Source organism: Anaerolinea thermolimosa, assembly GCF_001050195.2.
In the GTDB taxonomy this organism is placed as follows: Bacteria; Chloroflexota; Anaerolineae; order Anaerolineales; family Anaerolineaceae; genus Anaerolinea; species Anaerolinea thermolimosa.
Genome location: NZ_DF967968.1, coordinates 11,790 through 25,816, shown reverse-complemented (window position 1 = coordinate 25,816; position 14,027 = coordinate 11,790). Strand labels below are relative to the sequence as shown.

Genomic DNA, 14,027 nt, shown 5'->3' with positions numbered 1-14,027 from the left:
CGCAGGCCATGGCCTGCGGCAGGTGGCTCAGGCTTTCATGCGTAACGGGCGCATACCGTTCAACGTCACCAGCAAAGAAACGCCCATATCGGCGGCAACAGCCATCCATAGCGTGGCCCAACCGTTGAGCGCCAGGAGGATGAAAAGCAGTTTGATCCCCAGGCTCACGGCCACATTTTGCCGGATCAGTCCCAGGGTGCGGCGCGCCAGCCGCACCGCAAAGGGCAGACGGCTCAGGTCACCGCTCATCAGCACCACATCGGCGGTCTCCATGGCGGCGGCACTGCCTGCGCCGCCGACTGCCACCCCCACTTCAGCCGCAGAAAGGGCCGGGGCATCGTTGATGCCATCGCCCACCATCGCCAGGCGGCCGTCAGTGGCGGCCAGCTGACGCACCGCTTCTACTTTATCTTCGGGGAGCAAACCGGCGCGCACCTCAGAAATGCCCAGTTGTGCGCCCACCTCCTGTGCCACTGCCGGGTTATCGCCGGTGAGCATGGTGGTCCGCAGCCCGAGACGCTTCAGTTCGGCCACCACAGCCGGACTGGCCGGACGAAGGGTATCGGCCACTGCCAGATACCCCCGCACCCGCTGGCCATCACAGAGGAGCATGGCCGTCTGTCCCTGAGCTTCGGCCTGGTTCACCTCGGCGCAGAGTCGATCCGAATGGGGATGATACGCATCAAAAAGCGCATGGTTGCCGATGGTCGCAAGCTGACCGGCCACCCGCCCCTGCAACCCCCGCCCGTTAAGACTGGTCAATTCTTCGGCCGGGGGGTAACGCGTATCGAGGCCCACCCGCTGTGCCGCCCCTACCACAGCCTGCGCGAGGGGGTGAGTGCTGTGTTTCTCCAGGGCGGCGGCCAGGGCAAGCACATCGCCGCAGGCCTCACAAGGGCGAGAAGGCTCGCAAGAGCCGCCGTTGGCGCAATCTTCGGCGCGATAACGGGTAAGCGAGGGAGAACCCCGGGTGAGTGTGCCCGTCTTATCGAAAGCTACCTGCTTCACCTGCGCCAGGGCCTCAAGGTACACCCCGCCCTTAAAGAGCACTCCCTGCCGGGCCGCCGCAGTGATGGCAGAGATGATCGTCACCGGGGCACTGATGACCAGCGCGCACGGACAGGCGATCACCAGCAGAGCCAGCGCCCGGTAGAGCCAGCCCGTCTCTCCACCGGAATTAAGGAAAGGCTGACCGAAGAAAAGCGGGGGAATGATCGCTACCAGCACGGCGACACCTACCACCACCGGGGTATACCAGGTGGCAAAGCGGTCGATGAAACGCTGGCTGGGGGCGCGCCGGTTCTGGGCCTCGGTGACCATCCGCACAATCCGTGCCAGGGTGGTGTCTTCGGCATGATGCGTCACCTTCACTTCGAGCACCCCGCGCCCATTCACCGAACCGGCGAACACCTTTGCGCCGGGGCCTTTTTCAACAGGGATGCTCTCACCGGTGATCGGCGACTGGTCAACCTCACTGTTCCCGCGCAGTACCTCCCCATCGATGGGGATGCGCTCCCCGGCCCGGACGAGGATACGATCACCGGGGCGCAGATCTTCTACCGCCACCAGTGCCTCTCCGGCATCACTCACACGCAGGGCAAGGTGCGGAGCCAGACTGCGCAATTCTCCGAGAGTGCGGCGGGCGCGCTCGGTGGTATACCCTTCAAGAGCCTCGGCGAGATCGAACAGAAAGATCAGGGTGGCCGCCTCGGCGATATCTCCAATCACCACAGCTCCCAGTGCGGCAATGGTCATCAAAAGGTTGATGCTGATGCTCCGATTAATCCACAGGTTGGCCAGCCCCGCCCGCGCCACCGGCCACCCCGCCACTCCCAGAGCAATGATCTGCAGAGCAGAGCCCAGCACAGCCGGCAGGCGGAATGGTTCTACCAGGAGGGAAAGGAGGAGGATTGCCCCGCCGATGAGCGCCAGGCGCGTTTCGCTGGCGGCGAGCAGAAAACGAATAAAACCCCCTGCACCAGCCCCCGGTTTTTCTTCAGCCGGGTTTGCAGGGTCTTTCAAACGATAACCGAGGGATTCTACCCGTGCCCGCAGGGCTTTTTCGTCAGGGGCACCTTCCACTTCAAGCAGGCCGGTCGCAAAATGCACCCTGGCCCCGGTCACCCCTGGCAGGCGCGACACACCCTCTTCGATATGGCGGGCGCAATCGGCGCAATCCATGCCTTCCACAGAATAGGTTTGATGAGAAATGGTCATGAGCCGTTACCTCTGTGCATTGAAATACTCAGCGATGGCGCACGTGCTCGAGGCCGCGCTGAAAAAGATCGCGAATATGCTCATCATCCAGGGCGTAATACACCAGGCGCCCCTCTTTGCGGGTACGCACCAGGTTGAGATGCCGTAAAATGCGCAACTGATGCGAGGTGGCGCTCTGAGAAAGGCCCAGCACAGCCGCCAGGTCGAAAACACACAGCTCACCCTCCAGCAATGCCGAGATGATCAGCACACGGGTGGGGTCTGAGAGGGCGGCGAAAGCTTCTGCCAGGCGGGTGGCGGTGAGTGCGTCAATCAACCCGGCCCGCACCCTGTTCACCGCCTGTTCATCGATTGTGGTTCCCTTTGGTTCCATGGGCTCCTTTGTGCAACATCTGAATATATGAGCGAACATTCATACATTGGAGGAGTATACAGCATTCCATCCGGAAGATCAAGAGGAAAAGTCAGATCGCTTCTACCCGGAAGAGGATTTTCGAGTACAATACCCGGAATGGCTTACAAAAACCTCATGCAAAGGTTTTCTGTGAGCACCCGGCGGGTAATACACCCTGCCTCAAAGGTCTGTTTCTTAAAGAGGGGACTCTTTTTATGATTGTGGATGGGGTATTCTCAACCTCTTTTCGCATTGCCGCCCAGGTATTACTCAACATTCAACCGGCCAGCCGGGTATCTTTGCCGCCCCCCAAGCCGGGACAAACCTATATGCTCTACACCCACATCCCTTTCTGCGAGAGCCTTTGCCCCTATTGCTCTTTCAACCGTTTTCTCCTGGATGAAGCCTCAGCACGCTCGTATTTCGTCAGCCTGCGCGAAGAAATGCGTCAGGTGGCGCGCGCTGGTTATTCGTTTGAGACGCTCTACATCGGCGGGGGCACCCCCACGGTGATGCTCGATGAACTCGTCCAGACCATCGATCTGGCGCGTGAGCTCTTCCCCATTCGCGAGGTCTCCTGCGAAACCAACCCCAATCACCTTGACCAGCGTCTGATCGATGTGCTCGACGGACGGGTGCAACGCCTTTCGGTTGGGGTGCAGAGCTTCGACGATGAACTGCTCAAAAAAATCAACCGTTACGAGCGTTTCGGCTCAGGAGAAGCGATTTTAAACCGCCTGCGCAGTGTGGCCGGATGTTTTGACTCGCTCAACGTAGACATGATCTTTAATTTTCCCGGGCAGGATGAAGCTGCCATCCGGCGGGACATTGCCATGGTGATCGCCTCTGGCGCCAACCAGACCACCTTTTACCCCTTAATGACCTCGCCCTCTGTACAGCGCTCCCTTGCGGCCACTGTTGGTCAGGTGGAATACCGGCGCGAAGCCGAGTTGTACCATCTGATCGTCGAGGAATTAACCCGCGAGTTCGACCTTTCCACCGCCTGGACGTTTTCGCGGAAGGGCAACCATCTCATTGATGAATACATTGTAGAAAGCGATGAATATGTAGGGATCGGGTCGGGTTCGTTCAGCTTCCTTCAGGGCGCGCTTTACGTCAACACCTTCTCGCTGGAAACCTATCGAAGGATGGTTGCCTCAGGGCACGCTCCCATCACCGGGAAGCGCCGTTTCAGCAAAATCGATCAGATGCGTTATCGTTTCATGATGGATCTGTTCGGTCTGCGGCTCGACAAGCGGGCCTGGAAGGCGCGTTTCGGGCGCAGTATTGAGCAATCACTTCCGCTGGAAATGGCCTTCTTCCAGGCCAGCGGCGCCTTTGCCGAAAACACCGCCGAGGCGATCACCCTCACCCCGCACGGGCGCTACCTGCTGGTGGTGATGATGCGCGAGTTCTTCTCAGGCATCAACCGCATTCGCGACCAGGCCCGTCAGGCGATGCTCACGGTAGAGCCGGCAGAATTGAAGCGGCTTCAGCCGTACTCTCAGGCAAAAGCCTGAAAGACGCCCCGTGGGAATCCATGCACCTCCATCAACCCACGCGTCTGAATCTCCCTGAAAATAGCCCGCCAGAATTATCCTGTGAGGAGAAAAAACTCCCCGTGAACGATATCGGGCAATAACCGGGGTTGCCAATCCGGTTAATCGCATTTATAATGGTTGTTAATCTTAAACCTCCGGAGTTCAGAAGTCGTATGGATCAGAATGACACCCAGCTCGAGCAGGGAAAGGCCGCCGAAACCCCTGAGAACAACGCCGAGAATCACAACAGTATGGCATCCTTGCTGGAGAAGGAAGGCCTGGGGATGGACTTCCCCCAAGCAGGGGAAATCCGCACAGGCGTTATTGCAAGCATCAGCCCCGGTCAGATTCTGGTAAGTGTGGGCACCAAATCGGAAGGGGTCATCAGCGGGCGGGAACTGGAAAGCATCCCCCCCGAAGAACTGGCTGAATTGAAGGTCAACCAGGAAATCCCGGTTTACATCATTAACCCTGAAGATCAGAATGGCAACCTGGTGCTCTCCTACACGCGGGCGCGTGAAGCCGTCAGCTGGCAGGAGATCGAACACCTGCTTCAGAGCAAGGAAGTCATTCACAGCAAAATCGTGGGCTACAACAAGGGAGGGCTGATCGTGCCGGTCAAGGGCCTGCGCGGTTTTGTGCCCGCCTCTCAGGTAAGCCTCTCACGCCGCGCGGGCATGTCGGGCGAGACGCCCGATCAGCGCTGGAGCCGCATGGTTGGCGAAGAGATCGATGTATGCGTGATCGAGGTCGACCGCGAACGCCGCCGGCTGATCCTCAGCGAACGCGCCGCCAGCAGTGAAACCCGCGAGTCGCTCAAGGAAAGAGTCATCGAAGAACTGACCGAAGGTGAAGTGCGCACCGGGCGCGTGACCAGCCTGGCCGATTTTGGGGCCTTTGTCAACATCAACGGTGCAGACGGCCTGGTACACCTCTCCGAAATCTCCTGGGAGCGCATTAACCACCCCAGCGAAGTACTCAAGGTGGGGCAGGAAGTCAAAGTCAAGGTCATCAGCATTGACCGCGAGAAAAAGCGCATCGGCCTTTCCATCCGGCAGCTGCAGGATGACCCGTGGACTCAGCACACCGCAAAATACCAGGAAGGCATGCTGGTGCAGGCTCAGATTACCCGCCTGACCAAATTCGGGGCATTTGCCCGCCTGGAACCCGACCTGGAAGGCCTCATCCACATCTCCGAAATCAGCGAGCGGCGTATTGAGCACCCCAAGGAAGTCCTCAAAGAGGGCGACACGGTGACCCTGCGCATCATCAAGATCGACCCGGTCAATCATCGCATTGGCCTCAGCCTGCGACGGGTAGATTCTCAGGCCTACGCCGAACTCGACTGGCAATCGCTGGAAGAAGTGATGGACGAACTCGGCGAAGACGACGAAACTTCAGCCTGATTTTTTCATCGACCCATGAGCGCACCGGCGCCGGTGCGCTCTTTTTTCTCCCGATCTTTCCTCCATGTCCTTTCCTGTGATCGACGCGCACGAAGACCTGGCCTACAACGCCCTGACCTTTGGGCGCGATTACCTGCAATCGGCGATAGAAACCCGCCGCCGCGAGCAGGATTCGGCGATCCCTCAGCGCAACGGGCATTGTATGCTCGGCTGGCCCGAATACCAGCAGGGGCAGGTGGCCCTGGTCATTGCCACGCTCTTCATCGCCGCCCACGGCACCGTCGACGACTGGGAAAGCCAGACTTATCGCTCCAGCGCCGAAGCGCGTCTCCTCTGGGAAAAACAGATCGCCTACTATCAGCGCCTCTGTGGAGATTTTCCCGACCGCTTCCGCTGGGTCTGCGACCGGCAAACCCTGCGTGAACACTTCGCCCGCTGGAAGACCCAGCCAGCCACCCTCCCCGATGAGAACACCGCCAGCAGTGATGGCTGGGGACGCACCCACCCGGTAGGGCTGACCCTGCTCATGGAAAACGCCGAAGGCCTGCACACCCCCGCCGAACTGGAAGAGTGGCGTGAACGGGGGGTGCGGCTGGTGGGGCCAGTCTGGGCACCCCATGGGGAACGCTTCTGTGGGGGGAGTCAGTCGCGCGCGGGGTTCACCCGCGAAGGCTACGAACTGCTGGAAGTCATGGCCGGTCTGGGGCTGATTCTGGACATCTCGCACATGAACGAACGTTCCGCCCTTCAGGCGCTGGACCGCTACGAAGGTCCGGTAGCGGCCACCCACGCCAACTGCCGCGCCCTTCTGCGCGTTTCTGATAACGAACGTCACTTCAGCGACCGGGTCATCCGCCAGCTCATCGAGCGTGACGGTGTGATGGGTGTTTCACCCTTTGCGCGCTGGTTGCGCCCGGGCTGGTCTCCCTCGGACGACCCAGCACAGACCACTTTCTCTCACCTGGTGGCGCACATCGACCACGTCTGCCAGATTGCCGGTGACGCCCGCCACGTGGGCCTGGGCACCGACTTTGATGGCGGCTGGGGGTGGCCTGCCGTTCCTCAGGGCATGAACACCATTGCCGACCTGCAAAAACTTCCCGCCTGCCTTGCAGAGGCAGGGTATGCCACCGAGGATATCGCCGCTGTGATGGGAGAGAACTGGGCTCATTTCCTCGAAAGGAACCTGGCAGAGACATGACCGCCCCCCTGCCCAACCGGGCCGCAGAGCCATTGACTTCTCAGCCTCAGGAATCGCCCACCCGACCGTTACGCTTCTGGCGGCGGCGGATGCGCACAGGGCTGGCGGTTACCCTGGTGGGGTTTCTGATTTTCCTGCTGGGGGCAAGGCCCGGGCTGTTCGGTGTAGACCGCAGTCCGGTGATCGGCTTTGTGCAGATCGCCGTGTTTTTGGTCGGGCTGGCGATCATCTGCGTGGGCGGGTACATCAGCCTGCGCTCTTTATGGAAAGAACACCCCCTCAGCATCGCCGCGGATGTTGGTCAGCGTCTGGTTGCCACGGGCTACGTCATCGCCGTGTTTACCGGCATGGCCGATATCTTCGGCATGGGCAGCCACCCCCTGCCGGGCATTCCCTATTTTGGCGAATGGCAGGCGCGGGGGGTGGAGCTGGGAATGGGAGTTATCGCGGTAGGATTTCTCATGATGCTGCCCCCCGGGCGGCGAGATTCAACCTGATCTTCTTCGGAGAGGAAAACCATGCTCGCAGAACTGGTACGATTGACCACAAGTGACGGACTGAAGCACTTCGGTGCCATTTACCCCGCCAGAGGCGACCACCCTTCAACCCTGGGGGTGGTCATCGTCCACGGCATGACCGGCAGCTTCATCGGCGAGATCGAGAGCGCCCTCCCTCCCCTGCTGGCCGAAGCCGGATACACCACCCTGGTTTTCAACAACCGCGGCACGGGGCTGCTGGGTGCGGCCACCGAAAAATTCGCCGATTGCATCGCCGATATCCGCGCGGCGCTCGACCTGATGGAAGCGCGCGGGTTCTCGCGGGTGGCACTCTTCGGCCACAGCAAAGCCGGGGCTAAAGTTGCCTATTACATGGCCCAGACCGGAGACCCCCGCGTGGTTGGCCTGAGTGTGCTATCGCCAGTCACCAACATTCACGACATTCCCCGCCATTTTGCCCATCAGTTCGGCAAACGCAACCCCGAGGGCTGGCTGCAACGCGTCCAGAAGCTCGCCGCCAGGGGTAAAGGGAACACCCTCTTTGCCGACCGCAACTGGCCTTACCTCATGTCTGCCGGGACTGCCGCCGAGCATCTCTCGCTCCAGGGCGACGATACCCTCGAAAACCTCGCCCGCCTGCACCTGCCCATTCTGGCGGCCTGCGGTTCGCTGGAGCTGGACTGGTGCCAGGTGGTGGCCAGGCTGCGCTCATCGCCCCCGGCCGGGTACCGGGTTGAAGTGGTGGAAGGCGCCGACCATGTCTATACCGGCCGCGAACAGGCCCTGGCAGACCTGATGGTGGCATGGATGAAAACCCTGGGGTAAACCTCTCACCCGATTAACGGCTGGAGCAACCCCATCACCTGGAGCATCTCCAGATTGTGTTCAAATTTAAACTCCGGCAGGCCGAGCCGGGCGGCACGCTCGCGTTCGGCCTGCTCCAGGCGGAGCAGGTCGGCGCGGGTTACCAGGGGTTTTCCCAGGGCGCTTAACCGCGCGCGAATGGCATCTACTGAAGCCTTCCCCGGGGGCAGGGTGGCCAGATAATCCAGCAGGGCGTGCGCACCATTGACGCCGTCTTTCCGCGCCAGCCCTACCACACCGGTGCTGGCTTTTCGCGCCCATCCCACCACAAACACATCCTCGATGACCTTACCTGCCACGGGATCGTAAACCTCGTAGCTCATCCCATCTTTGGGAAAACGCGGTTGAGGGTTCTTATAGAACTCGTTGCCTTCAACCGGCAGTCCCAGGCTCGAATCCACCCGATCTCCGATGGCGAAAATCACCGTGTCTACTTCCAGCGTATGATAAAGCCCCATGCCGTGGGCCACGGTTTCGCCGCTGGATGTACGCACCAGCATGGTCTGTTCCAACTCCAGCCCGCACACCCGCCCCTGGGCATCGCCCAGAACGCGCACGGGAGAGGCTAAAAATTGAATGCGGAAGGCGGGAGAACCCGCAGCCGGGGGCTTTTTTTCTAACAGCGAGGCAATCATCTCATGCATGGTGTTCGGATCTTGCCCCAGCTGAACCATCTGCGGGGTCACGCGTTGAAGTTCCATCTGCACGGCAGCCACATCGAGGTAACCGATGATCGACTCCAGCTCCTTCCGGTCGAACTTCACTTCTCCGGGGCCGCGCCGGGCAATGGCAATCACTTCATCCACTTTCTTTTCTTCCAGCAACCAGTGGGCAATATCGATCATCACATTGCCCACCCCCACCACAGCAACCCGCCGCCCGATGGCAAACTCCATATCCACGTAAGGGGGAAGGCGGTTGTAATGATACACAATGTCCTTAGCGTGGTAGACCCCCTTTAAATCCTCGCCAGGGATACCCGCCCACTTGGTAGCCTGCGCTCCCACTGCTACCAGTAAGGCCTGAAAGCCCATCCCCCGGAGATCGTCGAGGGTGAGGTCGCCATGTTCCCCGATCACCAGGTTGCCGTAATATTCCACCCCCGGGGTATCGAGGATTTGTCGGAACTGGGCACGCAACCCCTCTTTCATGCGCGTCTTTCCGGGGTAAATGCCGTATTCGGCCAACCCGCCGGGCTTGATATCGCGATTGAACACGAACACATGAACCCCATGGAGCGCCAGCTCGCGCGCCGCAAAAAGCCCCGCCGGGCCGGCTCCGATGACGGCAACCACGGGCTGGGGGGCAACCGCAGAAGAAGATGGAACAACGGGTGTCTCGGCCTGAGGTTGAGGTGCAGCTGGCAGGGTTGATGGCTGATTGGCTTCCATGTTAACCTCCGCGTGATGATCGTGCAAAATGGCACATAATGTGGTTATTATACCCTTTTTTATGTTTTTCCTTTTTTATAAAGTCATGCTATAAATACCCCATGGAAGAACCTCTCCCTCCCGCGACTCATGCCATGGGAAACCCCTCCCCTCCGCGCCCGCCGGGGCGCGGTGAGCCCCTGCGACTGCGCCGGATTTCTCCCCGCCGCGGCTGGAAGTTTGCCCCTGCCTTCTGGACAACCGCAAGCGTGATTTCTCTGGCGGTGAACCTCATCCTGCTGGCTGTGTTGCTTTCACTTGGGCGGCAACTCTTTGCCATTAAAAAGGTGGTGGAACAACAGGTGCTGGGCGGGCTGTACCAGAATTTTATCTGGATGGATCAGGCTCACATCAAGACCACCATCCCCGTCAGCACCCAGGTGAAGGCTCAATTCGACCTGCCTCTCAACACCCACACGGTGGTGGTGCTCACCGAAGATACCACCCTGGCCAATGCACGGGTGGCTCGCCTCACCACCGGCGGGCTTTCCATCGAAAATGCCCCGGCAACAATCGTTTTACCCGCCGGAACCCGCCTGCCGGTGGCACTCGATCTCATCGTGCCGGTCGATCAAATGATCCCGGTGCAACTCAACGTGGAGGTGGATATTCCTCTCAACCAGACCGAATTGCACCAGCCTTTCGTTGGGTTACAGGAAGTGGTGCGCCCCTACTACCGCTTGATGAAAGAACTCCCCGATACCTGGGGAGAGGCGTTATGTGGCCCTCACCCCTCGGTGCTTTGCGCCTGGGCATTTCGATACACTCCGGATGACACCCCATGAGCGATCCCACCCTGAAAGTACAACTTTCTAACGGGCTTACTGTCCACCTCAAAGAAATTCATACCGCCCCTTTGATCAGCCACTGGATCTGGTATCGGGTGGGGTCACGGGATGAGCCAGCCGGTCTGACGGGCGTCTCTCACTGGGTGGAGCACATGCAGTTTAAGGGCACCCCACGCTACCCCGCCACCGTCCTCGACCGCGCCATCTCCCGGGAAGGCGGCATGTGGAACGCCTTCACCTACCTCGACTGGACGACTTATTTCGAGACTCTCCCCGCCGATAAAATCTCTCTGGCATTGGAACTGGAGGCCGACCGCATGGTCAACAGTCTCTTCGACCCGGAAGAGGTGGAATCGGAGCGGACAGTCATTCTGGCCGAACGCGAAGGCCACGAAAATGAACCCCTCTTCCGCCTGGGCGAGGCTGTGCAGACGGCCTCTTTTCGGGTGCACCCGTATCGCCATGAAATCATCGGCGATAAAGAAGACCTTCGGCGCATGACGCGCGACGATCTTTACCGGCACTACCGCACCTACTACAACCCCAACAATGCACTCATCGCTATGGCGGGCGACTTTGAGGCCGAAGCCATGCTCCAACGCCTGCAGGAATTGTACGCGCCGCTCTCAGCGGTGCCCCTGCCCGAACGGGTAGCCGCGGCATGTGTGGAACCGCCCCCGCAGGGCGAGCAACAGCTTGAAGTGACCGGCCCCGGCCAGACCACCTATATTCAGATTTCTTACCGTTCGCCCGCTGCCGCCCACCCCGATTTTGCCACCTTCACTATTATCGACAGCCTCCTCACCGGCCCCTCCAGCCTGAACATGTTTGGAGGTGGGGGCATCTCCAATAAGACCAGCCGCCTTTACCGCGCCCTGGTGGACCGCGAGCTGGCCGTCTCGGTTGGGGGAAGCCTTCAGGCCACGCTCGATCCCTTCCTTTATGATACCATCATCACCGTCCATCCCCAGCGAACCCCACAGGAAACCCTTGCCGCCTACGACGCACAAATCCGGCGTCTTCAGGAAGAATGGGTCAGCAGTGACGAAATTGCCCGCGCCATTAAACAGGCCCGTGCCCTCTTTGCCTACGGGAGCGAAAACATCACCAACCAGGCCTTCTGGCTGGGATATGCAGAAATGTTTGCCTCGTACGACTGGTTCACCGGTTATCTGGAAAATCTCAGCCGTGTGACCCCGGACGAGATCATGCGGGTGGCCCAGACGGCCTTCCTGGCGCAAAACCGTGTGGTGGGGGTCTACCTGCCAGATCGCTCCGATGGAGGGGGGAAAGAACCATGAACGATTCCAACTACTTCAGGCTGGTTCCCGGCCCGGATGACACCCTGCGCGAAACCCTCCCCAATGGCATCACGGTGCTGGCGCGCCACAACCCCGAGAGCCTTTCGGTGGTGGTGAGCGGTTACCTTACCGCAGGCAGCCTTTTCGACCCACTCGACCGGCTGGGGCTGGCGCACTTTACGGCGCTTTCGCTGATGCGCGGCACCTGGCAACACGACTTTCAGGCCATTTACGACACCCTCGAATCGGCGGGGGCTTCGCTGGGATACGCGGCCAGTGTGCATCACGTGGGTTTTGGCGGGCGGGCTCTGGCCGAAGACCTGCCCCTGTTGCTCTCTCTGCTCGCCGAAACCCTGCGTTCACCGGTCTTCCCGGCAGAGGAGATCGAACGCCTGCGCGCCCAGCTCCTCACCGGGCTGGCCATCCGCGACCAGGACACCGCCGACCGCGCCGAAATGGCCTTTGAGGAAATCATCTTCCCCGGTCACCCCTATGGCCGCCCCACCGATGGCACTCAGGAAAGCGTGGCGAACATTACCCGGGATGAGATCGAAGACTTTCACCGCCGCTGTTATGGCCCAAACGGAATGGTGATCGTGGTGGTCGGCGCCGTTGAAGAGAAAGAGGCGCTGGACATGGTAGTCAATGCCCTGGGCGACTGGAAGCATCCTGCCCAGGCAACCCCTCCGCCCCTGCCCGAACTGCGCCCGCTGGAGAACCCCGTGCGCCGCCACATCTTCCTGCCGGGCAAGGTGCAGACCGACCTGATCATGGGCTGCCTCGGGCCAGGGCGCACCTCTCCCGATTACCTCGCCGCCTCGCTGGGAAACGACATTCTGGGGCAATTCGGCATGATGGGACGCATCGGCGAGGTGGTGCGCGAGCAGGAAGGCCTGGCCTACGACGCCAGTGCCAGTCTGAACGGCTGGATTGCCGGTGGCTCGTGGGAAATTTCTGCCGGAGTGCACCCCGAACACCTGGAACGCGCCATCGATCTGATTCTTAAAGAAGTGCGGCGCTTCATTGCTGAACCGGTCACCCCGGAAGAACTGGCCGACAGCCAGGCCAGTTACATCGGCAGGCTCCCCCTCACCCTCGAATCCAACGCCGGGGTAGCTCATGCCCTGCTCAAACTGGAGCGCTTTCAGCTGGGGCTGGACTACTACCGCAAATACCCGGGCATGGTGAAGAGCGTCACCCCGGAGCAAATCCTGGAAGTGGCCCGGCGCTATCTGCAACCCGAGCACTTCGCCATCGTCAGCGCGGGGCCAGCGCTGGAGTGAAACCCTTGCCAAACCTCAGGCCATGGAAGCGAAAAATCTTTTCACCCGTCCCATTTTTTACTAGAATGGAATCGGCATGATTCTGCGCAGTGGTGTGGATATTGTGGAAATTCGGCGGCTGGATGAGGTCAACCCGGCCATCCGCGAACGCTTTATTCGCCGCGTGTTCACCGAGCGCGAGATCGAGCTGGCGGGTGGGTCTTCGGCCAGCCTGGCAGGACGCTTTGCCGCCAAAGAGGCGGTCTCGAAAGCCCTGGGGACGGGTATTGGCTATGTGCGCTGGCGTGAGATCGAAATTCAGCGGGGGCTGGCCGGTGAACCCCGCCTCGTCCTCCACGGACGGGCGCAAGAAGTGGCCCGTCACCTGGGGTTACAAACCTGGACGGTGAGTATCAGCCATGGCAGAGAGCACGCCGTGGCCATGGCAGTAGCCATTGGTGAGGAGGGTGATGGAATACAATGAAAATCCTGGCCCTCAGCGACCACGAGCTTCCTAACCTTTACACCGCCTCCATTGCCGAGCGGTTTAAAGATGTGGACCTGGTCATTGGCTGCGGTGACATGGCCTATTACTACCTGGAATACATTCTCAGCATGCTGAACAAGCCGCTTTACTACGTCAACGGGAATCATGCCCCGCCGGTGGAATACGGCGAAGGCGGAGCGCGAGATCACCCCTGGGGCGGGATTAACCTTCACCGCCGGGTGATACGCGACCCGTCAACGGGTTTGATCCTGGCCGGCATCGAAGGATCGCTTAACTATAACAACGGCCCACGGCAATACACCCAGGAGGAAATGTGGTGGATGGTGCGCGGACTGATCCCTCGACTGATCATGAATCGCATCCGCTACGGGCGTTACCTGGATATTTTCGTCAGTCATGCTCCCCCATGGAAAATCAACGACGCCGACGATCTGCCCCATCGCGGGATCAAGGCCTTTGTCTGGCTGATCCAGACCTTTAAACCGACTTACCATCTGCACGGTCATGTGCACATCTACCGGCAGGATATTCCGCGCATGAACCAGGTGGGCGATACGCGGGTAATCAACACCTGTGGTTATCAGATCATCGAATGGTGATTCTACCTTCATGGATTTA

General features: G+C 60.1%; 13 protein-coding genes. 10 read left to right on the top strand and 3 right to left on the bottom strand.

Translation table 11 applies throughout. From position 1 onward, the window contains the following. Positions 1-27: 27 nt before the first annotated feature. Together ATHL_RS17940 and ATHL_RS17935 are read right to left on the bottom strand one after the other, a co-directional pair. A complete protein-coding gene (locus tag ATHL_RS17940; RefSeq protein WP_062196541.1) occupies positions 28-2,217 on the bottom strand; it encodes a heavy metal translocating P-type ATPase in 2,190 nt (729 codons plus the stop codon). A gap of 28 nt (positions 2,218-2,245) precedes the next feature. Next, a complete protein-coding gene (locus ATHL_RS17935) occupies positions 2,246-2,590 on the bottom strand; it encodes an ArsR/SmtB family transcription factor (protein ID WP_062196539.1) in 345 nt (114 codons plus the stop codon). A gap of 236 nt (positions 2,591-2,826) precedes the next feature. On the opposite strand from ATHL_RS17935, the gene ATHL_RS17930 reads away from it, so the two are divergent. The 5 genes from ATHL_RS17930 to ATHL_RS17910 all read left to right on the top strand — a co-directional run bounded on the left by ATHL_RS17930 (position 2,827) and on the right by ATHL_RS17910 (position 8,081). Then, complete coding sequence (locus tag ATHL_RS17930) at positions 2,827-4,131, top strand: coproporphyrinogen III oxidase family protein (RefSeq protein ID WP_062196537.1); 1,305 nt, start codon at positions 2,827-2,829, stop codon at positions 4,129-4,131. A 194-nt stretch (positions 4,132-4,325) separates the two neighbouring features. After that, positions 4,326-5,558 carry a 30S ribosomal protein S1 gene (locus ATHL_RS17925; RefSeq protein ID WP_062196536.1) on the top strand — a complete coding sequence of 411 codons (1,233 nt, stop codon included), beginning with the start codon at positions 4,326-4,328 and terminating at the stop codon, positions 5,556-5,558. Between the two features lie 64 nt (positions 5,559-5,622). Then, on the top strand, positions 5,623-6,759 hold the full coding sequence (locus ATHL_RS17920) for a dipeptidase (protein ID WP_062196534.1): 1,137 nt from the start codon (positions 5,623-5,625) through the stop codon (positions 6,757-6,759). Beyond that, on the top strand, positions 6,756-7,256 hold the full coding sequence (locus tag ATHL_RS17915; RefSeq protein WP_062196533.1) for a hypothetical protein: 501 nt from the start codon (positions 6,756-6,758) through the stop codon (positions 7,254-7,256). Before ATHL_RS17920 ends, ATHL_RS17915 begins: the two co-directional genes overlap by 4 nt. Positions 7,257-7,277: 21 nt before the next feature. After that, on the top strand, positions 7,278-8,081 hold the full coding sequence (locus ATHL_RS17910) for an alpha/beta hydrolase (RefSeq protein WP_062196531.1): 804 nt from the start codon (positions 7,278-7,280) through the stop codon (positions 8,079-8,081). A gap of 5 nt (positions 8,082-8,086) precedes the next feature. On the opposite strand, the gene ATHL_RS17905 is transcribed toward ATHL_RS17910, so the two are convergent. Next, entirely contained in the window at positions 8,087-9,511 is a 1,425-nt protein-coding gene (locus ATHL_RS17905; RefSeq protein WP_062196529.1) for an FAD-dependent oxidoreductase, read from the bottom strand. A 101-nt stretch (positions 9,512-9,612) separates the two neighbouring features. Between ATHL_RS17905 and ATHL_RS17900 the strand changes: the two genes are divergently transcribed. The 5 genes from ATHL_RS17900 (at position 9,613) to ATHL_RS17880 (ending at position 14,008) form a co-directional block, all read left to right on the top strand. Continuing rightward, positions 9,613-10,335 (top strand): hypothetical protein, encoded by a 723-nt coding sequence (locus tag ATHL_RS17900; protein ID WP_162787806.1) that lies wholly within the window; start codon positions 9,613-9,615, stop codon positions 10,333-10,335. Next, positions 10,332-11,639 (top strand): M16 family metallopeptidase, encoded by a 1,308-nt coding sequence (locus tag ATHL_RS17895; protein ID WP_062196526.1) that lies wholly within the window; start codon positions 10,332-10,334, stop codon positions 11,637-11,639. The genes ATHL_RS17900 and ATHL_RS17895 overlap by 4 nt, the downstream gene beginning before the upstream one ends. Beyond that, entirely contained in the window at positions 11,636-12,922 is a 1,287-nt protein-coding gene (locus ATHL_RS17890; protein ID WP_062196524.1) for a M16 family metallopeptidase, read from the top strand. Before ATHL_RS17895 ends, ATHL_RS17890 begins: the two co-directional genes overlap by 4 nt. A 76-nt stretch (positions 12,923-12,998) precedes the next feature. Next, on the top strand, positions 12,999-13,385 hold the full coding sequence (acpS, locus tag ATHL_RS17885; protein ID WP_062196522.1) for a holo-ACP synthase: 387 nt from the start codon (positions 12,999-13,001) through the stop codon (positions 13,383-13,385). Next, complete coding sequence (locus ATHL_RS17880; RefSeq protein WP_062196521.1) at positions 13,382-14,008, top strand: metallophosphoesterase family protein; 627 nt, start codon at positions 13,382-13,384, stop codon at positions 14,006-14,008. The genes acpS and ATHL_RS17880 overlap by 4 nt, the downstream gene beginning before the upstream one ends. The last annotated feature ends 19 nt before the right edge of the window (positions 14,009-14,027 follow it).